The 25393-nt window shown below is 63.2% G+C and carries 24 protein-coding genes and 2 pseudogenes; all 26 read right to left on the bottom strand.

Going from position 1 to position 25393, the window contains the following annotated elements; translation table 11 throughout:
* Position 1: 1 nt before the first annotated feature.
* The 26 genes and pseudogenes from ACZ889_RS11625 to ACZ889_RS11500 all read right to left on the bottom strand — a co-directional run bounded on the left by ACZ889_RS11625 (position 2) and on the right by ACZ889_RS11500 (position 25335).
* Complete coding sequence (locus tag ACZ889_RS11625; RefSeq protein ID WP_003254403.1) at positions 2-790, bottom strand: protein phosphatase CheZ; 789 nt, start codon at positions 788-790, stop codon at positions 2-4.
* A gap of 21 nt (positions 791-811) precedes the next feature.
* Positions 812-1186, bottom strand: a complete 375-nt coding sequence (locus tag ACZ889_RS11620) for a chemotaxis response regulator CheY (protein ID WP_010955070.1) — start codon at positions 1184-1186, stop codon at positions 812-814.
* Positions 1187-1293: 107 nt separating this feature from the next.
* Positions 1294-2034 (bottom strand): RNA polymerase sigma factor FliA, encoded by a 741-nt coding sequence (gene fliA / locus ACZ889_RS11615; RefSeq protein ID WP_003254406.1) that lies wholly within the window; start codon positions 2032-2034, stop codon positions 1294-1296.
* The gene (gene fleN / locus ACZ889_RS11610) at positions 2031-2864 is read right to left on the bottom strand and encodes a flagellar synthesis regulator FleN (RefSeq protein ID WP_003254408.1); all 834 of its coding nucleotides are present in this window, start codon (positions 2862-2864) and stop codon (positions 2031-2033) included. The genes fliA and fleN overlap by 4 nt, the downstream gene beginning before the upstream one ends.
* Positions 2865-2957: 93 nt before the next feature.
* Complete coding sequence (gene flhF, locus ACZ889_RS11605) at positions 2958-4265, bottom strand: flagellar biosynthesis protein FlhF (protein WP_003254409.1); 1308 nt, start codon at positions 4263-4265, stop codon at positions 2958-2960.
* 11 nt (positions 4266-4276) lie between these two features.
* Positions 4277-6407: pseudogene (gene flhA / locus ACZ889_RS11600) on the bottom strand (flagellar biosynthesis protein FlhA).
* Positions 6408-6928: 521 nt separating this feature from the next.
* Positions 6929-8071, bottom strand: coding sequence for a flagellar biosynthesis protein FlhB (gene flhB, locus ACZ889_RS11595; protein ID WP_180688633.1), 1143 nt, complete (start codon positions 8069-8071; stop codon positions 6929-6931).
* 2 nt (positions 8072-8073) lie between these two features.
* Positions 8074-8850, bottom strand: coding sequence for a flagellar biosynthetic protein FliR (gene fliR, locus ACZ889_RS11590; RefSeq protein ID WP_180688634.1), 777 nt, complete (start codon positions 8848-8850; stop codon positions 8074-8076).
* A 7-nt stretch (positions 8851-8857) separates the two neighbouring features.
* Positions 8858-9127: a flagellar biosynthesis protein FliQ gene (gene fliQ, locus ACZ889_RS11585; protein ID WP_012051634.1), complete on the bottom strand. Its 270-nt coding sequence runs from the start codon at positions 9125-9127 to the stop codon at positions 8858-8860.
* Positions 9128-9148: 21 nt separating this feature from the next.
* Entirely contained in the window at positions 9149-9904 is a 756-nt protein-coding gene (gene fliP, locus ACZ889_RS11580) for a flagellar type III secretion system pore protein FliP (RefSeq protein WP_012051633.1), read from the bottom strand.
* Positions 9904-10350, bottom strand: a complete 447-nt coding sequence (fliO, locus tag ACZ889_RS11575; protein ID WP_003254416.1) for a flagellar biosynthetic protein FliO — start codon at positions 10348-10350, stop codon at positions 9904-9906. Before fliO ends, fliP begins: the two co-directional genes overlap by 1 nt.
* On the bottom strand, positions 10351-10815 hold the full coding sequence (gene fliN, locus ACZ889_RS11570; protein WP_003254417.1) for a flagellar motor switch protein FliN: 465 nt from the start codon (positions 10813-10815) through the stop codon (positions 10351-10353).
* A 47-nt stretch (positions 10816-10862) separates the two neighbouring features.
* The gene (fliM, locus tag ACZ889_RS11565) at positions 10863-11831 is read right to left on the bottom strand and encodes a flagellar motor switch protein FliM (protein WP_003254418.1); all 969 of its coding nucleotides are present in this window, start codon (positions 11829-11831) and stop codon (positions 10863-10865) included.
* Positions 11832-11840: 9 nt separating this feature from the next.
* A complete protein-coding gene (gene fliL / locus ACZ889_RS11560; RefSeq protein WP_054889678.1) occupies positions 11841-12338 on the bottom strand; it encodes a flagellar basal body-associated protein FliL in 498 nt (165 codons plus the stop codon).
* A 219-nt stretch (positions 12339-12557) separates the two neighbouring features.
* A complete protein-coding gene (locus tag ACZ889_RS11555) occupies positions 12558-13823 on the bottom strand; it encodes a flagellar hook-length control protein FliK (RefSeq protein WP_476257388.1) in 1266 nt (421 codons plus the stop codon).
* Positions 13824-13892: 69 nt separating this feature from the next.
* A complete protein-coding gene (locus tag ACZ889_RS11550) occupies positions 13893-14240 on the bottom strand; it encodes an Hpt domain-containing protein (protein WP_004577674.1) in 348 nt (115 codons plus the stop codon).
* A gap of 48 nt (positions 14241-14288) precedes the next feature.
* A complete protein-coding gene (locus tag ACZ889_RS11545) occupies positions 14289-15980 on the bottom strand; it encodes a fused response regulator/phosphatase (protein ID WP_180688636.1) in 1692 nt (563 codons plus the stop codon).
* Between the two features lie 8 nt (positions 15981-15988).
* A complete protein-coding gene (locus ACZ889_RS11540; RefSeq protein ID WP_003254426.1) occupies positions 15989-16294 on the bottom strand; it encodes an STAS domain-containing protein in 306 nt (101 codons plus the stop codon).
* 307 nt (positions 16295-16601) lie between these two features.
* Entirely contained in the window at positions 16602-17054 is a 453-nt protein-coding gene (gene fliJ, locus ACZ889_RS11535; protein ID WP_003254427.1) for a flagellar export protein FliJ, read from the bottom strand.
* A 6-nt stretch (positions 17055-17060) separates the two neighbouring features.
* A complete protein-coding gene (fliI, locus tag ACZ889_RS11530; protein ID WP_012051628.1) occupies positions 17061-18416 on the bottom strand; it encodes a flagellar protein export ATPase FliI in 1356 nt (451 codons plus the stop codon).
* On the bottom strand, positions 18406-19197 hold the full coding sequence (gene fliH / locus ACZ889_RS11525; protein WP_180688637.1) for a flagellar assembly protein FliH: 792 nt from the start codon (positions 19195-19197) through the stop codon (positions 18406-18408). The genes fliI and fliH overlap by 11 nt, the downstream gene beginning before the upstream one ends.
* Positions 19198-19359: 162 nt before the next feature.
* Positions 19360-20379, bottom strand: coding sequence for a flagellar motor switch protein FliG (gene fliG / locus ACZ889_RS11520; protein WP_003254434.1), 1020 nt, complete (start codon positions 20377-20379; stop codon positions 19360-19362).
* Positions 20372-22150: a flagellar basal-body MS-ring/collar protein FliF gene (gene fliF, locus ACZ889_RS11515; RefSeq protein WP_004577671.1), complete on the bottom strand. Its 1779-nt coding sequence runs from the start codon at positions 22148-22150 to the stop codon at positions 20372-20374. The genes fliG and fliF overlap by 8 nt, the downstream gene beginning before the upstream one ends.
* 15 nt (positions 22151-22165) lie before the next feature.
* Positions 22166-22498 (bottom strand): flagellar hook-basal body complex protein FliE, encoded by a 333-nt coding sequence (gene fliE, locus ACZ889_RS11510; RefSeq protein ID WP_003254438.1) that lies wholly within the window; start codon positions 22496-22498, stop codon positions 22166-22168.
* Positions 22499-22761: 263 nt separating this feature from the next.
* The gene (locus ACZ889_RS11505; RefSeq protein ID WP_180688638.1) at positions 22762-24117 is read right to left on the bottom strand and encodes a sigma-54-dependent transcriptional regulator; all 1356 of its coding nucleotides are present in this window, start codon (positions 24115-24117) and stop codon (positions 22762-22764) included.
* Positions 24117-25335 (bottom strand): annotated as a pseudogene (locus ACZ889_RS11500) (sensor histidine kinase). Before ACZ889_RS11500 ends, ACZ889_RS11505 begins: the two are co-directional and overlap by 1 nt.
* Positions 25336-25393: the final 58 nt, after the last annotated feature.

Raw genomic sequence — 25393 nt, 5'->3', positions numbered from 1 at the left:
CTTAAAAACCAAGGCTGGACAGCAGATCATCGACATCGTCCTGACCGGACACGACGTCTTCACGCTTATCGGCATGAATCTGCGGACCTTCACCCCGAGTCGGATGTTTTTCTCGATCTTTTTCTGCACGCAATTGATCGTGGTCATGTTTTATACCGGCAAAGCGGTCGACCTGGCTGGCCATCAGCACCAGCTTGAGCAGGTTGCTTTCCACCTCGGTCACCAGTGCGGTGACGCGCTTGATCACCTGGCCGGTCAGGTCCTGATAGTCCTGGGCCAGCAAAATGTCATTGAGGTGCCCGGAAACCTTGCGGTTACCCTCGGCGCTGTGCGTCAGGAAACTGTCGACTCGCTTGACCAGATCACGGAATTCCGGCGCAGCCACTTCGCGGCGCATAAAGCGCTGCCAGTCGGTGCTCAGGGCCTTGGCCTCGCTGGCCAGCTCATTGAGCACCGGTGTGCTTTCCTCGACCAGGTCCATGGTGCGGTTGGCCGCGCCCTCGGTCAGCTTGACCACATACGACAGGCGCTCGGTGGCGTCGGTAATTTGCGACACCTCTTCTGCCTGCGGCATGGTGGGGTCGATCTGGAAACTGACGATGGCACTGTGCAGCTCGCGAGTCAGCTTGCCGACTTCCTGGTACAGGCCGCGGTCGCGGGTCTGGTTCAGTTCGTGAATCAACTGCACCGCCTCGCCGAAACGGCCCCGCTCCAGGCTTTCGACCAACTCCTGGGCATGCTTCTTCAGGGTCGACTCGAACTCGCCCAAAGACGTTTGTGATGAATCCATGACGCGCCCCCCTGACGTGACTCAGCCGTTGACGCGTTCGAAGATCTTCTCGATCTTCTCTTTGAGCACCTGAGCGGTGAACGGCTTGACCACGTAACCATTGACGCCGGCCTGTGCCGCTTCAATGATCTGGTCGCGCTTGGCTTCAGCGGTCACCATCAAGACCGGCATGCTTTTCAGCTTGTCGCTGGCACGCACTTTACGCAGCAGGTCGATGCCGGACATGCCCGGCATGTTCCAGTCGGTCACCAGGAAGTCGTAGTGACCGTTTTCCAGCATCGGCAACGCCGTGGTGCCGTCATCGGCTTCGTCGGTGTTGGTGAAACCCAGGTCACGCAACAGGTTCTTGATGATCCGCCGCATCGTCGAAAAGTCGTCAACGATGAGGATTTTCATGTTCTTGTCCAATTAGACCTCCAAGCAGTCTCAAACGCGCTCGGCCTACCGAGCACGCACTCATTCAATTCGGTACAACGTGGAAAACGACTGCAACGACAGTGGGCTCAACGCGCCCGCCATTCCCCCAGGCGGCTGCGCAGGCGCGCGGCACATTGGCTGTGCAACTGGCTGACCCGCGACTCGCTGACACCCAGCACCTCACCGATTTCCTTGAGGTTCAGCTCTTCGTCGTAGTACAGCGCCAGCACCAGGCGCTCACGCTCCGGCAGGTTGGCAATAGCCTCGGTCAGGGCAGCCTGGAAGCGCTCCTCCTCCAGGCCGCGCGCAGGTTCGACCTGGCCACTGGCGCCATCCTCATGCAGCCCTTCGTGCTCGCCGTCCTGCAACAGGTCGTCGAAGCTGAACAGGCGGCTGCCCAGGGTATCGTTCAAGATCCCGTAGTAATCATCGAGACTCAATTGGAGTTCGGCAGCAACTTCATGATCTTTAGCGTCACGGCCTGTTCTGGCCTCAACTGCACGCATGGCATCACTGACCATACGGGTGTTGCGGTGTACCGAACGCGGTGCCCAATCGCCTTTGCGCACTTCGTCCAGCATGGCCCCGCGGATGCGGATGCCGGCGTAGGTCTCAAAGCTGGCGCCCTTGCTGGCGTCGTATTTGTTGGCCACTTCCAGCAGGCCGATCATGCCGGCCTGGATCAGGTCCTCGACCTGCACGTTGGCCGGCAAGCGCGCCAACAGGTGGTAGGCGATGCGCTTGACCAGCGGGGCGTAGCGTTCGATCAGCTCGTACTGGGCGTCCTTCGCCGCCCGGCTGTACATCTTGAAGCCGCTGGCGTTCATAGTACGGGTCCCGCGCTGGTGGGTTGCACCAAGCGCTCGACAAAGAACTCCAGATGGCCGCGCGGATTGGCCGGCAGCGGCCAGCTGTCGACCTTCTGGGCAATCGCCTTGAAGGCCAGCGCACACTTGGAGCGAGGGAAGGCTTCGTAGACGGCACGCTGCTTCTGCACCGCCTTGCGCACGCACTCGTCGTACGGCACGGCACCCACGTACTGCAGGGCAACGTCAAGGAAGCGGTCGGTGACCTTGGTCAGCTTGGCAAACAGGTTGCGCCCTTCCTGCGGGCTCTGCGCCATGTTGGCCAACACACGGAAACGGTTCATGCCATAGTCGCGATTGAGCAGCTTGATCAACGCGTAGGCGTCGGTAATCGAGGTAGGTTCATCACACACCACCAGCAGCACTTCCTGGGCGGCGCGAACGAAGCTGACCACCGAGTCACCGATACCCGCAGCGGTATCGATCACCAACACATCGAGGTTGTCGCCGATCTCGCTGAACGCCTGGATCAGCCCGGCATGCTGGGCCGGGGCCAGATGCACCATGCTCTGGGTGCCCGAGGCTGCCGGTACGATACGCACACCGCCGGGGCCCTGCAGCATCACGTCACGCAGCTCGCAACGCCCTTCAATCACATCGGCGAGGGTACGTTTGGGGGTAAGGCCCAGCAACACGTCGACATTGGCCAGGCCCAGGTCGGCGTCCAGCAGCATGACCCTGCGGCCAAGCTCGGCCAGCGCCAGGGACAAGTTCACTGAAACGTTAGTCTTGCCGACGCCACCTTTGCCACCGGTCACGGCGATCACCTGTACGGGATGCATGCTACCCATGTCTGTTCTTTACCTTGTCTCGCTGGGACTCAGGCCACACGTAGGGCAATTCTGCGTGCCCCTTGGCATAGCGACTTTGCACACGCTTCATGGTCAACCCGCTCGCCGTGGGTTGTGATAGAGATCAGCGAACATGTCGGCCATGGCCTCTTCGCTGGGCTCGTCCTGCTGCTGCACATTCACCGCCCGCGTGACCAACTGGTGGCCCCGCGGCAGGTGCAGGTCGTCAGGAATGCGTGGGCCATCGGTAAGATAGGCCACTGGCAGTTCATGACTGATGGCAAGGCTCAACACATCGCCAAGGCTTGCCGTTTCATCGAGTTTGGTCAGGATGCAGCCGGCCAGGCCACAGCGCTTGTAGCTGTGGTAGGCGGCGGTCAGCACCTGCTTCTGGCTGGTGGTGGCCAGCACCAGGTAGTTCTTCGCGGCAATGCCACGCCCGGCCAAGGTTTCCAGTTGCATGCGCAGCGCAGGGTCGCTGGCCTGCAGGCCGGCAGTATCGATCAGCACCACGCGCTTGCGCAGCAGTGGCTCCAGCGCTGCTGCCAGCGACTGGCCCGGGTCGACGTAAGTCACCGGCACGTTGAGGATGCGGCCCAGGGTCTTGAGCTGCTCCTGGGCGCCGATACGGAAGCTGTCCATGCTCACCAGCGCCAGGTTCTGCGCGCCGTACTTGAGCACGTAGCGCGCGGCCAGCTTGGCCAGGGTGGTGGTCTTGCCCATGCCCGCCGGGCCGACCATGGCGATCACCCCGCCCTCTTCGATCGGCTCGATTTCAGGCACTTCGATCATCCGTGCCAAGTGAGCCAGCAGCATGCGCCAGGCCTGGCGCGGTTCCTCGATCTCGGCGGTCAGGTCCAGCAGCTCGCGGGCGATCGGCCCGGACAGGCCGATGCGCTGCAGGCGGCGCCAAAGGTTGGCCTGCTGCGGCTTGCTGCCCTGCAGCTGATTCCAGGCCAGCGAACCGAGTTGCACTTCCAGCAGCTCGCGCAGGCCCGACAGCTCCGAGCGCATGGCATCGAACAGACGTGGGTCAACCGGCGCAGCAGCCGGTACGGCAGCGGCCTCAGGGGCATCGACGTGCGGCTCGATCAACGGTTCGGCAGCGGTCAAAGATTGCCCGGCGAACAATTGGCGGTTGTTGTCGCTGCTGTCCTGACGCTGGTCCAGCTCGGCCTGGGCAGTGGCAATGCGCGTGTGGGTCTTGCGCAGCTCTTCTTCCAGCTCGGCGTTGGGCACACGCGGGGCCAGGGCGGACAGCTTGTAGTCCAGCGCGGCCGTCAGCTCGACACCACCGGCAATGCGGCGGTTGCCAATGATTGCGGCATCGGCGCCCAGCTCGTCACGGACCAGTTTCATGGCCTGACGCATATCGGCGGCGAAAAATCGCTTAACTTGCATTATCCCCTACCTCAGCCGTTAGGGCCCACGGTGGCAACGATGGTGACTTGCTTGTTGTCCGGTATTTCCTGATACGCCAGAACATGCAAATTCGGTACAGCCAGGCGACCGAAACGCGACAACATGGCGCGGATCGGGCCGGCGACCAGCAGGATGGCCGGCTGACCCTGCATTTCCTGGCGCTGGGCCGCCTCGATCAGCGAACGTTGCAGCTTCTCGGCCATGCTAGGCTCCAGAAGAACACCATCTTCCTGACCCTGCCCGGGCCCTTTGCAGACTATTCAGCAAAATCTGTTCCAACCTTGGCTCCAGGGTAATCACTGGCAGCTCCGACTCAACGCCGACAATGCTTTGCACGATGGCGCGACACAATCCGACGCGCACCACCGCCACCAGTGCGGCGGTATCTTGACTCTTGCCGGCGTTGTTCGCGATAGCCTCGGCAATACTGCGAATATCGCGCACTGGCACCTGTTCCGACAACAGGGCTTGCAGCACCTTGAGCAGCCCCGACAAGGAAATGACACCCGGCACCAGCTCTTCTGCAAGTTTAGGCGATGCCTTGGCAAGCACCTGCAGCAGTTGCTGAACCTCTTCGTGGCCGATCAGCTCGTGGCAATGTTTCTGCAGGATCTGGTTGAGGTGGGTGGCCACCACGGTGCTGGCATCGACCACGGTGTAACCCAGCGACTGCGCCTGCGAGCGCTGGCCGACGTCGATCCACACCGCTTCCAGGCCAAACGCCGGGTCGCGCGCGGCAATACCGTTGAGGGTGCCAAACACCTGCCCAGGGTTGATCGCCAGTTCGCGGTCCGGGTAGATCTCCGCCTCGGCCAGAATCACCCCCATCAGGGTCAGGCGATAGGCGCTGGGCTGCAGGTCGAGGTTGTCACGAATGTGCACGGTGGGCATCAGGAAGCCCAGGTCCTGCGACAGCTTCTTGCGCACGCCCTTGATCCGCGCCAGCAACTGGCCGCCTTGGTTGCGATCGACCAGCGGGATCAGCCGATAGCCGACCTCCAGGCCGATCATGTCGATGGGGGTGACGTCGTCCCAACCCAGCTCCTTGGTTTCCAGCGCGCGCTGTGGCGAGGGCAGCAGGTCCTGCTGACGCTGCGCCTCTTGCTGGGCTTTGACCTTGGCCTGTTGCTGCTTCTTCCACACCAGGTAGGCGCCGCCGGCCGCCATCAGGCCGAGGCTGAGGAAGGCAATGTGCGGCATGCCCGGCACCAGGCCCATGACAATCATCAGCCCCGCCGACACCGCCAGCGCCTTGGGCGAATCGAACATCTGCCGGTTGATCAACTTGCCCATGTCTTCAGAGCCTGAAGCACGGGTGACCATGATCGCGGCGGCGGTGGACAGCAGCAGTGATGGCAATTGCGCCACCAAACCGTCACCAATGGTCAGCAGGGCATAGACCTTGCCGGCCTCGCTGAACGACATATTGTGCTGCAGCATGCCGATGAGCATGCCACCGATCAGGTTGATGAACAGGATCAGCAAGCCGGCGATGGCGTCGCCGCGCACGAACTTGCTGGCACCGTCCATCGAACCGTAGAACTCGGCCTCCTGCGCCACCTCGGCACGGCGGTGCTTGGCCTGGGCCTGGTCGATCAGGCCGGCATTGAGGTCGGCGTCGATGGCCATCTGCTTGCCAGGCATGGCGTCGAGGGTGAAACGCGCACTCACTTCCGAGATACGCCCGGCACCCTTGGTCACCACCACGAAGTTGATGATCATGAGGATGGCGAACACCACGGCACCGACCACATAGTTACCGCCGATCACCACCTCACCGAAGGCCTGGATCACTTTACCGGCAGCGCCATGGCCCTCCTGGCCATGCAGCATGACCACACGGGTGGACGCCACGTTCAGGGCCAGGCGCAACAACGTGGCCACCAGCAGGATGGTGGGGAACGCGGCAAAGTCGAGCGGGCGCAGGGCGTATACACAGACCAGCAGCACCACGATCGACAGGGCGATGTTGAACGTGAAGAACACGTCGAGCAGGAAAGGCGGTATCGGCAACATCATCATTGCCAACATCACCAGCAGCAACAGCGGCACACCCAGGTTGCCCCGGCCGAGCCCGACCAGGTTGTTGCGGGCGTTGCTGATTAACTGAGTGCGATCCACCGCGAGTCCTCTTGATGCAAAACTTTGACGCCCAGGGGGCGCCTGGGCGTGGCTTTGCAAGAAGCCTTCCAACTTTGCTCGGCGTGGGGTTTATGTTGCTGGTACCGGCCCTTTCGCGGGTGAACCCGCTCCTACGACGGCCTGTGCCCAAACACCGAGCTGTATCCACTCCCGATCAGGTGTAGGAGCGGGTTCACCCGCGAATACGGTAGCGGCGGCAACGGTGGACGGCCGGTGGAAATTGGCCAGCAGGCCCGGCCCTTTCGCGGGTGAACCCGCTCCTACACGACGGCCTGCGCCCAACCACCGACAGGTGTCCACCACCGTGGTAGGAGCGGGTTTACCCCCGAATACGGTAGCGGCGGCAACGGTGGACGGCGGGTGGAAATTGGCCAGCAGGCCCGGCCCTTTCGCGGGTGAACCCGCTCCTACACGACGGCCTGCGCCCAACCACCGACAGGTGTCCACCACCGTGTGGGAGCCGGCGCACCCGCGAAAGGGCCAGAAGCCGTGATACAAGGTCAACTGTCGCGGCGCAGGTCCGGCGGGATCGGCAGGTCGTCTTTCAGCGGCTCTGGGCGCTTGCCTTTGCCGGATCGGTATTGGCGAATCTGGAACACATACGCCAACACCTGGGCCACCGCCAGGTACAGGCCAGCAGGGATTTCCTGCTCAATTTCGGTGGAGTAATAGATCGCCCGCGCCAGCGCTGGCGACTCGAGAATCTGGACCTTGTGCTCCACGCCAATCTCGCGGATCTTCAAGGCAATGAAGTCGGTGCCCTTGGCCAGCAACAGAGGCGCCACCCCACCCTTCTCCGGGTCGTATTGCAAGGCCACCGCATAATGCGTCGGGTTGGTGATGATCACGTCTGCATCAGGCACCGCCGCCATCATGCGCCGCTGCGAAGCCTCGCGCTGCAGCTGGCGAATACGCTGTTTGACCTCGGGTTTGCCTTCGGAGTCCTTGTACTCGTCTCGCACCTCCTGCTTGGTCATCTTCAGCTTGTTGTGTGCCTGCCACAGCTGGAATGGTACATCCGCCGCCGCAATCAGCAACAACCCTGCCGCCATCCACAGCGCACTCCAGCCAACCACCTGAACACTGTGTATGATCGCTTGATCCAAAGGCTCGTTGGCAATGGAGAGCAACGCCTGGCGGTCGTTGACCAGCACCACTATCGCCACTACCAGAATCACGAAAAACTTGGCGAGCGCCTTCAACAACTCGGTCAGGGCATTCATCGAGAACATGCGCTTGATCCCCGACAACGGGTTCATGCGGCTGAATTTCGGCTGCAACAGGCTGCCGGAAAACAGGAAACCGCCCAGGGCGATGGGTGCGACAAAGGCGATCACGAACAACAGGATCAGTATCGGCTGTACCGCCCAGATGGCCATCTTGCCCGAAGCCAGAAGAAAGGCCCCCATGGCGCGCTCGTCGACGATGATGTCGCGGGTCAGGCTGAAATTCATGCGCATCATGGCAAGCAAGGTCTCGGCCAGATGCCCACCAAACACCAGCAAGCCACCCGCGCCGGCCAACGTCACCGCCACGGTGTTCAACTCTTTGGAGCGCGCGATCTCTCCCTTCTCGCGGGCAGTGCGCTTGCGCTTCTCGGTGGGCTCTTCTGTCTTGTCCTGACCGCTCTCGCTTTCCGCCATGGTCAGCGCGCCCTTGCCAATTCACGCAGCCATTGCAGCGCTTCGCTGGCCAATGCCTGGTAGTGGGAGAGGATATCGGCCAGGCCGACCCAGAAAATGGCCATGCCCATGACCAGGGTCAACGGGAAACCGATCGAGAAGATATTCAACTGCGGTGCCGCACGGGTCATCACGCCAAAGGCGATGTTCACAACCAGCAGCGCAGCGATTACCGGCAGGATCAACAAAAGCCCAGCACCGAACACCCAACCCATGCGCCCGGCCAGCTCCCAGAAGTGATTGACCACCAGCGCACTCCCCACCGGCAAGGTGGTAAAGCTCTCGGTCAGCACCTCAAACACCACCAGGTGCCCGTTCATCAACAGGAACAGCACGCTCACCAACATGGTCATGAACTGGCTGATTACCGTGACGTTGACCCCGTTGGCGGGGTCAACCATCGAGGCGAAGGCCATGCCCATCTGCACCGCAACAATCTGCCCGGCAATCACGAAAGCCTGGAACAACAACTGCAAGGCCAGGCCAAACAGCGCGCCAACGATGATCTGCTCGGCGCACAGTAGCAAACCGCGCAGGCTCAGCGGGTCGAATTCAGGCAGCGGTGGCAATGCAGGCACGATCACCACGGTAATCGCCACTGCTACGTAGAGGCGCACGCGCGCCGGCAACATGCGGGTACCGAAAATTGGCATGGTCATCAGCACCGCAGTAACCCTGAACAACGGCAGGATGAAGGTGGCGACCCAGGTGCCGATCTGCGTATCGGTCAGTTCCAGCATCGTCGCGTCAACCAATCAGCTGCGGGATGCTGGTGTATAGGCTGGTGATGTACTCCATGAACTTCTGCACCAGCCACGGCCCGGCAATGATCAGCGTGATCAGCATCACCAGCAGGCGCGGCAGAAAGCTCAGGGTCTGCTCGTTGATCTGCGTGGCTGCCTGGAACATCGCCACCACCAGGCCCACCAACAGGCTTGGCACAACCAGCACGGCAACCAGCAGGGTGGTCAGCCACAGGGCGTCACGGAACAGGTCGACAGCAACTTCAGGTGTCATCGGCGGCTCTCCTTGACGGCGTCAGACGCCGCCGAAACTGCTGGCCAGGGTGCCCATGATCAGCGCCCAGCCATCCACCAGCACGAACAGCATGATCTTGAACGGCAGCGAGATGATCAGCGGCGACAACATCATCATACCCATGGCCATCAGCACACTGGCCACCACCATGTCGATGATCAGGAACGGGATGAAGATCATGAAGCCGATCTGGAACGCGGTCTTCAGCTCGGAGGTGACAAACGCCGGCACCAGGATGGTCAGCGGCACCTGGTCGGGGCCGGCGATGTCGGTGCGCTTGGACAGCCGCATGAACAGGTCGAGGTCGCTTTGCCGGGTTTGCGCCAGCATGAAGTCTTTGAGCGGCCCCTGGGCTTTGTCGATGGCCTGCTGGGCGGTCATCTGCTCCTTCAGATACGGCTGCAGGGCATCCTGGTTCACTCGCTCGAACACCGGGGCCATGATGAACATCGTCAGGAAAAGCGCCATGCCGTTGAGCAACTGGTTCGAGGGCGTCTGCTGCAGGCCCAGGGCCTGGCGCAAAATCGAAAACACGATGATGATGCGGGTAAAGCTGGTCATCAGAATGACGAACGCCGGGATGAAGCTCAGCGCGGTCATGATCAGCAGGATTTGCAGGCTGACCGAATATTCCTGTTGCCCGTCCGGGGTGTTGGACAGGGTGATGGCCGGGATCGACAGCGGGTCGGCGGCCAGGGCCAGCGGCGCAGCCAGCAGCAGCGCCAGAGTCAACAACGTACGCAGCGCGCCGCTCATCACTTATTGTCCTTAGGGTCCTTGCCCATCAGCTCCATCAGCCGCTGGGCAAACTCCGGCGTCGCCTGACGGACGCTTGCCGGCACTTCCACGGGTTCGGCCAGTACGTGCAGGGCCTCGATGGTGCCGGGGGTATGGCCGATCAGGATCTGCTCCTTGCCCACCTGCACCAGCAGCAGGCGGTCACGCGGGCCGATGGCACGGCTGCCGACAATCTCGATCACCTGCCCACCCTTCACAGCGGTGCTCTGCAGGCGCCGCAGCAGCCAGGCCAGGAAGAAGATCAGGCCCACCACCAGCAGCAGGCCCAAGACCATCTGCGCCAGCTGCCCGCCGAGACTGCCAGGTTGAGCCGCCGGGGTGGCCGCTGGCGTGGCCGCAGCCAGGCAGGCGTGGCTGGCGAACAGCACCGCTGCCACGGCGATGGCGCGCATCGTGCCCTTCACTCAGCGCAGCTTCTTGATACGTTCGCTGGGGCTGATCACGTCGGTCAGGCGGATGCCGAACTTTTCGTTGACCACGACCACTTCGCCATGGGCGATCAGCGTACCGTTGACCAGCACGTCGAGCGGCTCCCCGGCCAGGCGGTCGAGCTCGATCACCGAGCCCTGGTTGAGCTGCAGCAGGTTGCGGATGTTGATCTCGGTGCTGCCCACCTCCATGGAAATGTTCACCGGGATGTCCAGGATCACGTCCAGGTTCGGGCCTTCGAGGCTGACATTTTCGTTCGGCTTCGGCGAGCTGGCGAATTCTTCCATCGGCAGGCGGCCCGGGCCGCTGCTGCCAGTGTCCCCGCCCAGCAGTGCATCGATGTCGGCCTGGCCGGCAGAACCGGTTTCTTCCAACGCTGCGGCCCACTCATCGGCCAGTGCCTGGTCCTCTGGGGAGGTGATCTCGTTTTCGTTAGCCATGATTTCCTCGACAGGCATTCAATTCGTTGTAAGCGACCGGCACACCGTCAGCGGCGTTCGATCGGGTCAATGATCTGCAGGGCCAGGTTGCCCTTGTGCGAGCCCAGCCGCGCCTTGAACGCTGGTACCCCGTTAGCGCGCAGCACCAGGTGCTCGGGCAGCTCCACCGGGATCACGTCACCCGGCTGCATGTGCAGGATGTCGCGCAGCTTCAGCTGGCGTCGGGCGACCGTGGCGGTCATTGGCACGGCCACGTCCAGCACGTCCTCGCGCAGGGCCTTGACCCAGCGCTCGTCCTGGTCGTCCAGGTCCGACTGGAAACCGGCGTCGAGCATTTCCCGCACCGGCTCGATCATCGAGTACGGCATAGTCACGTGCAGATCGCCGCCGCCGCCGTCCAGTTCGATGTGGAAGGTGGACACCACCACCGCCTCGCTGGGGCCGACAATGTTGGCCATGGCCGGGTTGACCTCGGAGTTCATGTACTCGAAGCTGACCGGCATGATCGCCTGCCAGGCTTCCTTGAGGTCGACGAAACACTGGTCCAGCACCATGCGCACCACACGCAGTTCGGTCGGGGTGAACTCACGCCCTTCGATCTTGGCGTGGCGGCCATCGCCGCCAAAAAAGTTGTCCACCAGCTTGAACACCAGCTTGGCGTCGAGGATGAACAGCGAGGTGCCGCGCAGCGGCTTGATCTTGACCAGGTTGAGGCTGGTGGGCACGTACAGCGAGTGCACGTATTCGCCGAACTTCATGACCTGCACGCCACCCACGGCCACGTCTGCGGAGCGGCGTAGCAGGTTGAACATGCTGATACGGGTATAGCGGGCGAAGCGCTCGTTGATCATTTCCAGGGTCGGCATGCGACCCCGCACGATACGGTCCTGACTGGTCAGGTCGTAGCTTTTGATACTGCCAGGCTCGGATGCACTCTCGGTCTGCACCAGCCCGTCGTCGACACCGTGCAACAGGGCATCGATTTCATCCTGGGACAGCAGGTCCTGTACGGCCATTGCGGACTCCTACTGCAATACGAAATTGGTGAACAGCAACTGGTCGATGACCGGCTTGCCGACTTCCTTCTGCGCCACTTCCTGGACCACTGCGGTGGCCTTCTGACGCAGCATCTCCTGCCCTACCGGGCTGCTGGCGAGGGTGTCGAACCCTTGCCCGGAGAACATCATCACCAGGTTGTTGCGGATCACCGGCATGTGCACCTTGAGGGCATCCAGGTCGGCCTGGTTACGCGCCTGCAGGGTGATGCTCAGCTGCATGTAGCGCTGGCGGCCGTTCTGGTTGAAGTTGACCACGAAGGCCGGGGTCAGCGCCTCGTAGATCGCCGCTGGCTTGACGTTGCCGGCCGCGGCTTCGGCGGCCGGAGCGGGCTCGCTCTTGTGCATGATGAACCAGGTAGCGCCCACCGAAAGGCCGATCGCCAGCAGCAGGCCTACGACGGCCAGCAGGATCAGCTTGAGTTTGCCTTTAGTGGCGGGGTCTTTGACTGCTTCGCTCTTCGCCATGCCAATAATCCGTCGTCCATCGGGGGGTTCAAGGGAGGATGGCTTGGCTTGAGCAAGTGTTATGCCAGATTTTGCAGGGGATGGATTCCAGCAGGTTTTGCGGTGCTGGCTGCTTCGCGGCCACGCCCGCTCCCACCGCTACCGCACAGGGTTCGAAATCAACGAAATGCCTGTGGGAGCGGGCTCGCCCGTGAAGAAGCCAGCCCAGGCCAACCGTTATCAGGCGTAGTAATCGACCGCACTGTCGCCGACAACCACCTGCTGTTCCAAAGGCCGGACGCCATCGACCGCCTCGCCCCCACCCTGCTCGGCCCGGCGCGCCGCCACCCCGGAAAGGTTGCTGCCCTGCGCCTGCCCCTGCTGTTGTTGCTGCCCGCGCGACTGGTCAGCCACGTTGACATCCGGCTGCGCCAACCCCTGCTGGGCAAACAGTTCGCGCAGGCGATGCACCTGGCTGTCGAGGGCATCACGTACGCCGGCGTGGCCGCTGATGAAGGTGACCTGGGTGGCCTGGTCCGCCGCAACATTGACGCGAATGTCGAGGCGACCGAGTTCTGCTGGCTCCAGTTGGATATCAGCCGACTTGAGGTTCTGGCTGGACAGGTACATGACCCGGTTGACCAGGCCTTCTGCCCAAGCGTTCTGGTTCATTGGCAATGGCTGATGCAGCGGGTTCGCATTGGCCGGCACGGCATTGGCGGTCTTGGCCGTGGCCGCCTGGGTCAGGCTGGCCAGGCGGTTGGCAAAATCATCGATGCGGGTGTCGCTGCTGGCACTCTTGGTGTCTTTCAGGCCGTCCTCAAGCAAGCTGCCAAAGGCCTTGTCACCGGATTCGGCGCTTTCGCCATCGGTATTCTCGACCAAATTCGCCAAGGTATTGACGGCCGCCTGCCCTTCCTCGCCCTGAGCCTGGGCAGCATCAAGGGCATGTGCCGAGGTGCCACCCTTGGCCTGGGCACTGTGCTCCAGCGCGAGGCGCAAGGTTGGCAGGTTGGCCAGGGGGTCAGCATCCGGATCGAAGGCCTCCTCGGCGGACGGCTCTTCAGGCAGTGCCGCGGCGACCTGGGTTTGCGCCGTGGCCGCCTGCAGCACCGGCGCCACCGCCTCGGCCTGCGCCTGGATCAGTTGCGCGCCGGGCTGGGCATCAGTGACCTGACCGGCCACCAGGCTGGCATCACGCACACCCGTATCGGCCTGGGCCGAATCCTCTTCTGGCAACTTGTTGCCGTCATCGGCAACTGCAGCTTTGCCAGCCGGGTCTTTCTTGCCGCCGGCTGCCGCATCAGGTTTGTCCTTGGGCTTGGCTTGAGCGACCTTGTCGTCCTGCCCGGTAACCTTGTCGCGGCCCTGCTTGGCCATCACCTGGCCAAAGGCATCGCCCTTGTCGCCCAGCGCCTGCAGCGGCTTGTCCGCCTGCACGGTGGCCGAACGCGAGGTCTTGGCAATGGCATTGGCTTGCAACAAAGGGTTGGGTGCGACAGGCATCGAGCGGTCTCCGCGCCAGAAACAAAAATCATCGGGCAGAGACAGGCAAGACTCGCGCCAACTCGCGTATCAGCCTGCGGAAATACGTTGCTGCTCACCACGGTAAAAGTGCTGCACCACGACGAATTCCATGTCGATGCGGCTGATCAAGTCTTCAATTCCATATAACGGGGGCCGCCGTGCGCGCTCTTCGAGCTGCTGGCACAGGCTGGCCAAGGCCACCGCGCCCATGTTGCTGCTGCTGCCCTTGAAACTGTGGGCTGCCGCGCCAAGCTCCTCGGCGCTTTTGGCCGCGTGCAGCTGGCCAAGACGCCGCTCTGAGTCGTCGAGAAAAGTCTGCACCAACTGCAGGTAGCCATCTTCCATGACCTCACGCAGGTCACTGAGTACCTTGTGGTCAATATGCATGTCAGTCACTTGTTCACTCCTTGATCAAGCCAGATTATGCCCGAGCCAACCCGTGGCTCACCATACGAACTCCACATGCGCGCAACGCCCGCCTTCACTCCAGCGCGCGTCACTGGCCAACTGCCGCACCAGATTCAGACCGCGACCGCTCAGCCCCTGATCCAGCGAAGGCCGCGCAAGCACTTGCTGCACGTCGAAGCCGGCACCGCTGTCGCGCACCTCGATCATCAGACGCCCACCGCCGCCATGCGGTTCAACCTTGAAATCGATGCTTACAAAGCCTTCGGTCAGCGAGCCCAGGCGCCGGGCGCGCTCCTGGTAATAGTCGGTAAAGCCTTGCACATCGCGCTTGAGCTGTGAGTCCAGGCCCAGCACACCATGCTCAAGCGCATTGGCATACAACTCGCTAAGCACACTGTGCAAGTTGCCGGTACGCGCGCGCAGGCCATGAATTTCTTGCAACAACTGCACCAGGTAAGGCACAGGGTTGAAGCGCTTGAGGCTTTCGCCCCGCACTTCGAAGCTCAGCGACCAGTCCAGCGGGCTGGAGCGGCCACTATCAGAGTAGATCATCGGTGCCGGCACCCGCTCCTCGGCAGTGAACATGCGAATGTCGCACAAGCTGATGTCATCGCGTGGCTGCCCACCAAAACGCTCCAGGGCCAGCATCAGCTCATCGAACAACTGCACAGGGTCGCGGTTGTCGGCCAGCACCGCTCGCAGGCGCTGTACGCCAAACAGGCATTCCTGGTCGTCGGCAGTATCGATCACACCGTCTGACAGCAGCAACAGGCGCTCGCCCGGCGCCAGTGGCAACACCTCCGTGCTGTCATCGAAACGCTCAGCGGCCAGAATGCCCAGCGGCAGGTGCCGCGAACTCAGTGCCGACAGCACTTGGCCATCCACCGACAGGCGATAGCCATCAGGCATACCGCCATTCCACACCTCGACCGAGCCGCGCTGCATGCTGAGATTGAGCAGCAGCGCACAGCAGAACATGTCCACCGGCAGGATGCGCTTGAGCTTGGCATTCATCTCGCGCAGGATCTGCGCCATGCCGTAGCCCTTGGCGGTCATGCCGTAGAACACCTCAGCCATCGGCATGGCGCCGACCGCCGCCGGCAGGCCGTGACCGGTGAAATCGCCAAGCAGCACACGCATGTCGCCGCCCGGGGTAAATGCCGCCAGCATCAGGTCGCCATTGAACAGCGCGTAAGGCGATTGCAGGTAGCGAATGTTGGGCGCAGAAAGGCAACCAGAGTGGGCCACCTTGTCGAACACCGCCTTGGCGACCCGCTGCTCGTTAAGCAGGTGATGGTGATGCCGCGTGATCTGGTCACGCTGTTCCAGTACCGTTGCCTGCAAGCGACGCAGGCGGTCCATGGCGCGAATCTTGGCAGCGAGGATCACCGCACTGTAGGGCTTGGCCATGAAATCATCGCCCCCCGCCTCCAGGCAACGCACCAGGCCTTCTTCTTCATTCAGCGACGTCAGGAAAATGATCGGCACCAGCGCTTCGCCAGCCAATGCCTTGATCTGCCGCGCCGCCTCGAAGCCATCCATGACCGGCATCAGGGCGTCCAGCAGCACCAGTTGCGGGCGCCGCTCGAGGTACAGCGCTACCGCCTGCTCGCCGTTCTCCGCAGTGAATACCTGATGCCCCTGACGGCGCACGATCTGCGCAAGCAGAAGGCGATCGACAGCACTGTCTTCGGCGACCAGCACGGTCAACGCCTGTTCGGCCGGCATGTCGGCGCTCAACTGATATCGAAGAGTTTTTCGAAATTGGAGATAGCGAGAATCTTGCGCACGTCGGAACTGGCATGCACTACCCGCACATCCGACTCGTCGCCGCCCGCGTGGTCGCGCAGCAACAGCAGCATGCCCAGCGCGGAGCTGTCGAGGTAGGTGGTGTCCTTCAGGTCGACGACCACCGAATCCGGGCGCCTGGGCTGGCGTTCGTAGGCGTCGCGAAACTCCTGATGCTTGCCGAAATCGAAGCGCCCCTTGATCTTGATGGTCAGCTTTTTCCCGTCCTGCGAAAAATCAGTCTCGACTGCCATGCTAGCGATTCCTTCGATGATGGCGGATGCAACTGCTTTAAGGTTTAGCAGGCGATGGTGGGGGTGGCAAGCGGATGCAGGCTCGTGGCTTTGATGGCCTGTACGGCCTCTTCGCGGGTAAACCCGCTCCTACATCAATCGGTGGTGTCGCCCAATACCGTGGTAGGAGCGGGTTCACCCGCGAATAGGCCGGACCTGCCAGCCAACATACCCGGTCATACACCGTCGCAGCCGCCACCGCATTCGCGGGCAAGACCTCTCATTTGTTTCGGGCCAATTATTCCGCTGCAAGGCCTGCGGCGAACACCTATAGATGGTTTTGCCGCGGCAGGCGCTGCGACAGCTCATCCAGCAACCGCTGCTCGCGCTTGTCTTCAGCGCGCCGGGCCTCGTCCTGGTAGCGCTGTACCAGCTTGCGCAAACCTTCCACCCGGGCATAGGCCTGCTGCCAGGTACCACGGGCGTTATTGAGGTTGTTCTGGTGCCAGACCAGGCTTTGCCGCTGCTGGGTCATGGCCGTTTCCAGCTGCCCCAGAAAACGCTGATAATTGACCAGCCAGCTGCCATTGACCCCTTGCCCGCCGCGGTTGATCCACTGCAGCTGGTAATCCTCGCGAAAGCGCTCCAGCTCGGCCAGCTTGGCCTGGGCCGTGGCCACCTGCTGCTGGAAATGACCAAGGCGCTGAGCCGCCTTGCGCTCGGCCTCTTCGGCCATGTCCACCACCGGCGCCAGGCGCGCAGCACGTCCGGGCAGCGCCATGGCTTATCAACCTGCCGGGGGCGTGAAAATCGCCCCCAGCTGTTCGCGGCTCTGCGCCATGCCCACATTCTCGCCCAGGCCTTGGCGCAGGAACTCAACCAGCTTCGATTGCAAGGCAATGGCCAGGTCGGTCTCCGGATCACCGCCGGCCACATAAGCCCCCACGCTGATCAGGTCGCGGCTTTGCGACAGACGCGACCACAGTTGCTTGAACTTCTGCGCCTGGCGCAAGTGGTCGGCATCGACCACTTGGGGCATGACCCGGCTGATCGACGCTTCGATGTCGATGGCCGGGTAATGGCCTTCCTCAGCCAGCCGACGCGACAGCACAAAGTGGCCGTCAAGCACGCCCCGCGCCGAGTCGGCGATCGGGTCTTGCTGATCGTCGCCTTCAGACAGCACGGTATAGAACGCAGTGATCGAACCACCGCCAGGTTCGCCATTGCCTGCCCGCTCCACCAGCTTGGGCAGCTTGGCGAACACCGATGGCGGGTAACCCCGGGTGGCCGGTGGCTCGCCGATGGCCAGGGCAATTTCCCGCTGGGCCTGGGCGAAACGGGTCAACGAGTCCATCAGCAACAGCACATTCTTGCCTTTGTCGCGGAAGTACTCGGCAATGCGTGTGCAATACATGGCGGCGCGCAGGCGCATCAGCGGCGCATCGTCGGCCGGCGAAGCCACCACCACCGAGCGCTTGAGGCCCTCTTCACCGAGGATGTGCTCGATGAATTCCTTCACCTCGCGCCCCCGCTCCCCAATCAGGCCGACCACGATGATTTCGGCTTCGGTGAAACGGGTCATCATGCCCAGCAATACCGATTTACCCACACCGGTACCGGCAAACAGGCCTAGCCGCTGTCCACGGCCGACGGTAAGCAGGCCGTTGATACTGCGAATGCCCACATCCAACGGCTTGCTGATAGGGTCGCGGTTGAGCGGGTTGATCACCGGGCCGTCCATCGGCACCCAGTCCTCGGCCTTCATCCCGCCCTTGCCATCCAGCGCACGGCCGGCGCCGTCGAGCACCCGGCCCAGCATGCTCATGCCCATGGGCAGGCGGCCGCCGTCATCCAGCGGCACGACCCGGGCCCCCGGGGCAATCCCAACGATGCTGCCCACCGGCATCAGAAACACCTTGGGCCCGGCAAAGCCCATGACTTCGGCCTCGACCTGCACGGGGTGATAACTGTCATCGTTGATCACCAGGCAGCGGCTGCCCACCGCAGCGCGCAGGCCTTCGGCTTCCAGGGTGAGGCCGACCATACGCAGCAAGCGGCCTTCGACGATGGGCTGCGCCGGTAGCGCGATGGCCTCAGCGTAAGAGCCGAGGCGCTTGCCGAAACTGGTGCGCTCAAGGTGCATCTGGGCGGTCCACGGCACGCTCGGCCGGCGCGTCCAGGTCTATCGTCATGTCTGGCGCCGCCGGGTGCAGGGAATGGTCGTGCAACTGGTCGAACAGCTGCGCCACCGCTTTTTCGATACGCGTTTCCATGGTGGCATCGATACGGCTGTGGGCCGTCTCGATGCGGCAACCACCCGGTAGCAGCGCGCTGTCTTCCAACAGCCGCCAGTTCTCCTCATGGCGCTCGCGCAGGGCCTTGGCCAGCTCGAAATCCTGCGGGTTGAGGTGGATGCGGATATTGTCCGCGCCCATGGGCAGCAGCTTGAGCGCTTCGCGCAGCACCTGAGTGATCTGGCTGGAATCGTTGCGCAGCTCGCGGCCGATCACCTGGCGGCTCATGTGCGCGATCAGGTGCACCAGGCTTTTCTCGATCTGCGTGTCCTGCTCGGCGATCGGCTCCATCAGGTTGGCCATCAGCCGCTCGAGGCTTTCCAGCTTGGCCTTCAGGGCCTCTTCGGCCTCCTGGCGAACCTTGAGCTGGGTACTGTGGAAACCTTCGCGCTCACCGGTGGCGAAGCCCTCGTTGTAAGCCTCCTGACGGATGGCTTCGAGCTCTTCCAGGGTCAACGGCTGGACTTCTTCCAGCGGCACTTCCTCGACTTCCTCGATGACCTCGGGTTCCGGCTCTGGCTCGGGCGCAGGCTCCGGTTCCGGGTCGAAGCTTGGAAGCGTCCACACGTCCACGCCCTCGAGGTCGCGGGCGCGGATCAAGTCGCTGGGGTGATGTTCTTTGCTGGACATGCTGTCATGTTCTCAAACCATGTTCGGCCGACACGGTCCCTTGTAGGAGCGGGTTCACCCGCGAATGCGTCGGCAGCGACAACCTCGATTGCCAGGGCCGACGCCTTCGCGGGTAAACCCGCGCCTACAAAAGGCGGCGTCGGCTATGGGATCGCGAATACCTTAGATCATTTCCTCGGCGCCCTTGCCGCCGAGCACGATCTCGCCGGCCTCGGCCATACGCCGGGCAATGGTGAGGATTTCTTTCTGCGCGGTTTCCACGTCGCTGACCCGTACCGGCCCTTTGGCCTCCAGATCGTCGCGCAGCAGCTCCGAAGCACGTTTGGACATGTTCTTGAAGATCTTGTCCTTGACCCGCTCGTCGGCGCCCTTGAGCGACACCACCAACACGTCGGAGGACACTTCGCGCAACAGCGCCTGGATGCCCCGGTCGTCGACGTCGGCCAGGTTGTTGAAGACGAACATCAGGTCTTCGATCTGCTCCGACAGGTCGCTGTCGATTTCGCGGATCGCGTCCATCAGTGCGCCTTCCACCGAGCTGTCGAGGAAGTTCATGATGTCGGCCGCCCGCTTGATGCCACCCAGGGTGGTACGCGCGGCGTTGGAGTTGCCCGAGAACTGCTTCTCGAGAATCTGGTTCAGCTCCTTCAGCGCCGCGGGTTGCACGGTGTTCAGCGATGACACGCGCAGGACGATGTCCAGGCGCACCTTGTGGTCGAAGTTGCTCAGCACTTCACCGGCCTGGTCCGGGTCGAGGTAGGCGACCACGATGGCCTGGATCTGTGGGTGCTCGTAGCGGATCACGTCGGCCACGGCACGCGGTTCCATCCACTTGAGGCTGTCCAGGCCACTGGTATTGCCGCCGAGCAGGATGCGGTCGACCAGGCCGTTGGCCTTGTCCTCGCCCAGGGCCTGGTTGAGCATCTTGCGGATGTACGCATCAGAACCGACGCCCAGGCTGGTCTGGTCGCCGACGATGTCGACGAACTCGCTCATCACCTGTTCAACCTGGTCACGGTGCACATTGCCCATCTGCGCCATGGCCACCCCCACCCGCTGCACTTCCTTCGGGCCCATGTGCCGCAGCACCTGGGCCGCATCGGTCTCACCCAGCGAGAGCAGGAGGATCGCCGCCTTGTCGACGCGGCTCAGCTTGGCGGTAACGGCTCGGTTATCACTCATCGGCGTTGATCCAGTCTTTCACGACCTGAGCCACACGGCCCGGGTCTTCGGCCACCAGGCCTTTGATTGCGTTGAGCTGTGCCTCGTAACCCTCGCTCGGGCTAGGCAGCAGAATGCTTGTCGGGCCACCCAGGCTGACGCGGTCGTTGGCCAGTTCGCCATCCAGACCCATCATGCCGCCCAGCTCCATGTCGCTGTCCGGGGCAGCCTGCTTGCCGCCCCCGGTAATGTTGTTCAGCACTGGCCGCAGCACGCCGAACACCAGCACCAGGATGAACACCACGCCCAGCACCTGTTTGACGATATCCCAGAACCACGGCTGCTGGTAGAAGGCGATATCGGCGATTTCCTCGCCACGGTCGGCGGCGAACGGCACGTTGATCACCGTCACGCTGTCGCCACGGCTGGCATCGAAGCCGACTGCGTCCTGCACCAGGCGGGTAAAGCGCGCCAGGTCCTCGGCACCCCATGGCGCCCGCGTGGTATCGCCAGTGGCCGGGTCGATCTTGACCTGGTCGTCCACCACCACCGCTACCGACAGGCGGGTCATGCGCCCCTGCTGCTGGCGGGTGTGGCTGATGGAACGGTCCAGCTCGAAGTTCTTGGTGCTTTGCTGACGTTTGTCTGACGGGTACGGCGCGAGCATCGGCTGACCGGTGGCCGGGTCCATGATCTGCTGGCCGTTGGCATCCACCAGCGGTTGCCCAGGCTGAATGGCAGCAGCCGGGGTAGCCGCGCCACCAGTGGTCTGCGGTGCCGAAGCGGCGCCTGGCGGCTGGTTGCTCAGCGCGCCAGGCACGCCTTGCGGGCCTTGGCTGCTGGCACGTTGTTCGTCGACCGACTGCTCGCTGCGCAACGCCGGCTGGTCGGGGTTGAACTGTTCGGAGGTGGACTCGACCGCGCTGAAGTCGAGGTCGGCGGACACTTCGGCCTTGTAGCGGTCATTGCCCAACACCGGCTGCAGAATGTTGTGCACACGCTGGGTGAGCATGCCTTCCACCCGGCGGCTGTAGTCGAACTGCTTGCCAGCCTGGGTCAGCGCGGAATCCTGAATCTGTTCGGACAGCAGGTTGCCTTTCTGGTCGACGACGGTGACCTGGGATTTGTCCAGTTCCGGCACGCTGGTGGCGACCAGGTTGACGATGGCCATCACCTGCCCGGCTTCCAGTGCACGGCCTGGGTACAGCTCGACCAGTACCGAGGCGCTGGGCTTGCGTTCATCACGCACGAACACCGAACTTTTCGGGATGGCCAGGTGCACGCGCGCGGCCTTGACGTTGTTGAGGCTGGAAACGGTACGGGCCAGTTCGCCTTCAAGGCTGCGGCGGTAGCGGGTAGCTTCCATGAACTGGCTGGTGCCCAGGCCCTGCTCCTTGTCGAGCAGCTCGAAGCCGACATTGCCATCGCTCGGCGCCACGCCGGCGGCTGCCAGTTTCAGGCGCGCACGGGAGAGGTCGTCGGCCTTGACCAGCAGGGCCCCCGAGTTGGGCTCCACGTTATAGGGGATGTCAGCAGCGGCCAAGGTGTCCATGACCTGCTTGGTGTCCATGCCCGACAGGCTGCCGTACAACGGACGGTAATCGGGTTGTTGCGACCACAGCACCACGGCAAAGCCGATGGCCACGCTGGCCGCCAGGCCGACCATGAGGCCGATCTGGCGCAGCATGGGCATCTGCGAGATGTTTTCCAGAAACGCCATGCCAAACAGCGGCGGCTTGGCCGCTGGCGAGCCAGCTTTGGCGGGGGCGTTTTCGACGACTGCTTCAGCCATGGGTTACATCCGTCCTCAAACCGGCATCTGCATGATGTCCTGGTACGCCTGGACCAGCTTGTTGCGTACCTGGGTCATGGCTTGCATCGACACGCTGGCCTTTTGCGAAGCGATCATCACGTCAGTCAGGTCGACGCCGCTTTTGCCGATTTCGAACGCGTTGGCCAGTTGGGTCGAGGCCTGCTGCGTCTCATGCACCTTGCCGATGGCCTGGCCGAGCATGTCGGCGAAGGTGCTTTGCCCTGGCGCCAGCTCGGGGGCTGCAGTTACCTTGGGCAGCGACATGGCATCGGCCTGCATGGCCCGCATGTCCAACATCAGACGATTGAATTCAACACCTTGGCTCATGACCCTTCTCTCTCCTGCGGCCGCATTTTTTTGACACTCATGCGGCGAATGACCTACCTAAAGCAACAAAGGTGCCAGCCTTCGCGACTCATTTCCCAGGGATCACACAATTCCTGTGGGAGCGGCCTTGCGTCGCGATAGGGGCGCGAAGCGGCCCCAGGACTTCAGCTCCGCCGCAAAGATCGCCGGGGCCGCTTTGCGGCCCTATCGCGACGCAAGGCCGCTCCCACGGAGGTCCGCGCCAGTTGCAGATGATTGGCCTGTCAGCCGAACAGGCTGGCCTCGACGTCAAACCCGGCATCGCGCATCTGCGCCAGCTTGTAGCGTAACGTACGTGGACTGATCCCCAGGCGTTCGGCCGCCTCTTTGCGGCGGCCGCGCTCGGCGCGCAGGGTGTCGATGATCATCTGGTACTCGTGGCGACGCATGTCATCCCCCAGGCCGCCGGCATCAGCAACCACCTCGAGAGATGGCTCGGTGCCAGCTGACAATGGAATGGCGCCTGCCAGACAAAAATCCGCCGCCTCGATCACGCCACCCTGCTGCAGAATCAACGCCCGCTGCAGGGCGTTGTCCAGCTCGCGCACGTTGCCCGGCCAGGCATGTGCCTGCAGGCAGGCCCGAGCCGCTGGCGAGAGGCGCACCGGGGCGTGCTTCATCTTGGCCACATGGCGCGCCAGCAAGCGCTCAGCCAGCTGCAGGATATCGCCCGGCCGCTCACGCAGCGGGCGCCAGGCCAGCGGAAACACTGACAGGCGGTAGTACAGGTCTTCGCGGAAGCGCCCGGCTGCCACTTCGCCGGCCAGGTCGCGGTTGGTGGTGGCCAGCACCCGAATGTCCAGGCTGATCGGCTTGCGCCCGCCTACCCGCTCCACCTCGCGCTCCTGCAGCACACGCAGCAGCTTGGCCTGCAAGGCCATGGGCATTTCCGAGATTTCGTCGAGCAGCAAGGTGCCGCCTTCGGCCTGCTCGAACTTGCCCGCTTGAGCCGCAATAGCGCCGGTGAAGGCACCCTTCTCGTGGCCGAACAGGGTGGCCTCGAGCATGTTGTCGGGGATCGCCGCGCAGTTGATCGCCACGAAGGGCTGCGCCGCACGCGGCGACTGCTGGTGAATGTAGCGCGCCAGCACTTCCTTGCCAGTACCGGACTCGCCGGAAATCAGCACGGTCGAGTCACTGCGCGCCACACGGGCCGCCAGCTCCAGCAACTGGCGGCTGGCCGGCTCGCAGGCCACCGGCCCCTCTTCGCCGGTCACACGCCCGGCGGCATGTCGCTCCACGAGGCTGAGCAGCGCCTTGGGCTCGAACGGTTTGACCAGGTAGTCGACGGCGCCTTGGCGCATGGCCTCGACCGCACGCTCGACGGCAGCGTGCGCCGTCATCAACAGTACCGGCAACTGTGGCTGCTGGCGGCGCAGCTGGCTGAGCAACTGGTGCCCGTCCATACCGGGCATGTTGACGTCACTGACCACCAGGCTGAACGCGTCATCCAGTACGGCCTCCAGCGCTTCTTCGGCACTGCCCACCGCCTGGTAGGCGAAACCGCCGATTTCCAGGGTATCGCCCAGCGCCTGGCGCAATACGCGGTCATCCTCGACCAGCAGCACCTTGATTGCCATTACACCCCCTCCGCCAATTGCCCGTCGATCAATGGCAGCTCTACCCGCACGCAGGTACCACGGCCGACCTTCGAGCGCAGGTTGATCGTGCCCTGGTGCGCACGCACCACTGCCTTGACCACGGCCAGGCCCAGGCCGGTACCGGTGGCCTTGGTGGTGAGGAACGGCTCGCCCAAACGGCCGAGCAAGCCTGCATCGATGCCGCTGCCGGCATCGCTGACGCACAGGTGCAAGCTACGCGCGCGGCGGTACAGGTGCACCTTCAGCCGTGCCGGACCATCGCTGGCCTGCAGGGCATTTTCAATCAGGTTGAGCAAGGCACCGACCAGGGTGTCGCGGTTGCACAGCAGCTCACCCAGATGACTGTCGCACTGCCAGCGCACGGCGTGCCCCTGCACATGCGCCTGGGCCGCCCTGCTGCAGGGCCTGGAACAGCGCTTTCGGGGTCACCCGATCCCCCAGCGGCAACTCGCCACGGGCAAACACCAGCATGTCGCGCACCTGGTGTTCCAGTTCGTGCAGGCGCTCCTTCAAGGTCGCGGCGAAGCGCTGTCGGGTTTGCGCGCTCAGCGCTTGCTCGTTGTCGGCCAGGTGGCCGGCATACAGCATGGCTGCCGACAGCGGTGTGCGGATCTGGTGGGCCAGCGAGGCAACCATGCGCCCCAACGACGACAGCCGCTCGTGGCGAGCCAGCTGGTCCTGGAGGCGACGGGTTTCAGTCAGGTCGTTGAGCAGCACCAACTGGCCAGGCTCGGCATCCAGTGAGCGGGTGGCGATTGACAGGCGGCGACCGTCGCGCAGCGAGACTTCGTGGCCGTCGTCCTTGCGCGGGGCAAAGCTACGGGCGATCACCTGGCGCCACAATTGGCCAATCAGAGGCTCACCGAGCAACTCGCAAGCAGCCGGGTTGGCTTCGCGCACAAGGCCCTGGCCATCGATCACGATCACCCCGCCGGGCAGCAAATCCAGCAAGTTCTGCAGGCGGTTGGCCAGGCGTTCCTTTTCACTCAGTTCGTCGATGCGCTGGGCGCTGACCACGGCCAGCTCCCCCTTGAGCTCACTGACCCGGGCTTCGAGCAGGCTGTAGGACTGGCTCAGTTGGCTGGACACCTGATTGAACAGGGCGAAGGCCTGCGCGATACCCTGGCCGCTGTCCTGCGCGACCGGGGTTTGCCCCTGCTGTTCGGGGGCTCGGGATACGTGGGCGGCCTGGGGCATCGTGCTCTCTCGCGTGGCTGACCGTCATAAAAACGGTGTGTTGCCAGCGATGTAGCAA

This window comes from Pseudomonas sp. TE3895 (assembly GCF_056278855.1).
This window is presented reverse-complemented; position numbering and strand designations above follow the sequence as displayed.

Bases quoted from the DNA above. Each gene is read 5' to 3' on its own strand.
- fliP (WP_012051633.1), bottom strand. From the start codon at position 9,904: ATGAGCGGCGCGCTGCGTACGTTGTTGACTCTGGCGCTGCTGCTGGCT.
- ACZ889_RS11625 (WP_003254403.1), bottom strand. From the start codon at position 790: ATGGATTCATCACAAACGTCTTTGGGCGAGTTCGAGTCGACCCTGAAG.
- flhB (WP_180688633.1), bottom strand. From the start codon at position 8,071: ATGGCGGAAAGCGAGAGCGGTCAGGACAAGACAGAAGAGCCCACCGAG.
- flhF (WP_003254409.1), bottom strand. From the start codon at position 4,265: ATGCAAGTTAAGCGATTTTTCGCCGCCGATATGCGTCAGGCCATGAAA.
- fliJ (WP_003254427.1), bottom strand. From the start codon at position 17,054: ATGGCGCTGCCCGGACGTGCTGCGCGCCTGGCGCCGGTGGTGGACATG.
- ACZ889_RS11555 (WP_476257388.1), bottom strand. From the start codon at position 13,823: ATGCCTGTCGCACCCAACCCTTTGTTGCAAGCCAATGCCATTGCCAAG.
- fleN (WP_003254408.1), bottom strand. From the start codon at position 2,864: ATGGGTAGCATGCATCCCGTACAGGTGATCGCCGTGACCGGTGGCAAA.
- ACZ889_RS11545 (WP_180688636.1), bottom strand. From the start codon at position 15,980: ATGCCGGCCGAACAGGCGTTGACCGTGCTGGTCGCCGAAGACAGTGCT.
- fliN (WP_003254417.1), bottom strand. From the start codon at position 10,815: ATGGCTAACGAAAACGAGATCACCTCCCCAGAGGACCAGGCACTGGCC.
- ACZ889_RS11505 (WP_180688638.1), bottom strand. From the start codon at position 24,117: ATGGCAATCAAGGTGCTGCTGGTCGAGGATGACCGCGTATTGCGCCAG.
- fliF (WP_004577671.1), bottom strand. From the start codon at position 22,150: ATGGCTGAAGCAGTCGTCGAAAACGCCCCCGCCAAAGCTGGCTCGCCA.
- fliR (WP_180688634.1), bottom strand. From the start codon at position 8,850: ATGCTGGAACTGACCGATACGCAGATCGGCACCTGGGTCGCCACCTTC.
- fliG (WP_003254434.1), bottom strand. From the start codon at position 20,379: ATGAGTGATAACCGAGCCGTTACCGCCAAGCTGAGCCGCGTCGACAAG.
- ACZ889_RS11620 (WP_010955070.1), bottom strand. From the start codon at position 1,186: ATGAAAATCCTCATCGTTGACGACTTTTCGACGATGCGGCGGATCATC.
- ACZ889_RS11540 (WP_003254426.1), bottom strand. From the start codon at position 16,294: ATGGCAGTCGAGACTGATTTTTCGCAGGACGGGAAAAAGCTGACCATC.
- fliL (WP_054889678.1), bottom strand. From the start codon at position 12,338: ATGGCGAAGAGCGAAGCAGTCAAAGACCCCGCCACTAAAGGCAAACTC.
- fliA (WP_003254406.1), bottom strand. From the start codon at position 2,034: ATGAACGCCAGCGGCTTCAAGATGTACAGCCGGGCGGCGAAGGACGCC.
- fliH (WP_180688637.1), bottom strand. From the start codon at position 19,197: ATGTCCAGCAAAGAACATCACCCCAGCGACTTGATCCGCGCCCGCGAC.
- fliE (WP_003254438.1), bottom strand. From the start codon at position 22,498: ATGAGCCAAGGTGTTGAATTCAATCGTCTGATGTTGGACATGCGGGCC.
- fliQ (WP_012051634.1), bottom strand. From the start codon at position 9,127: ATGACACCTGAAGTTGCTGTCGACCTGTTCCGTGACGCCCTGTGGCTG.
- fliI (WP_012051628.1), bottom strand. From the start codon at position 18,416: ATGCACCTTGAGCGCACCAGTTTCGGCAAGCGCCTCGGCTCTTACGCT.
- fliM (WP_003254418.1), bottom strand. From the start codon at position 11,831: ATGGCCGTACAGGACCTGCTGTCCCAGGATGAAATCGATGCCCTGTTG.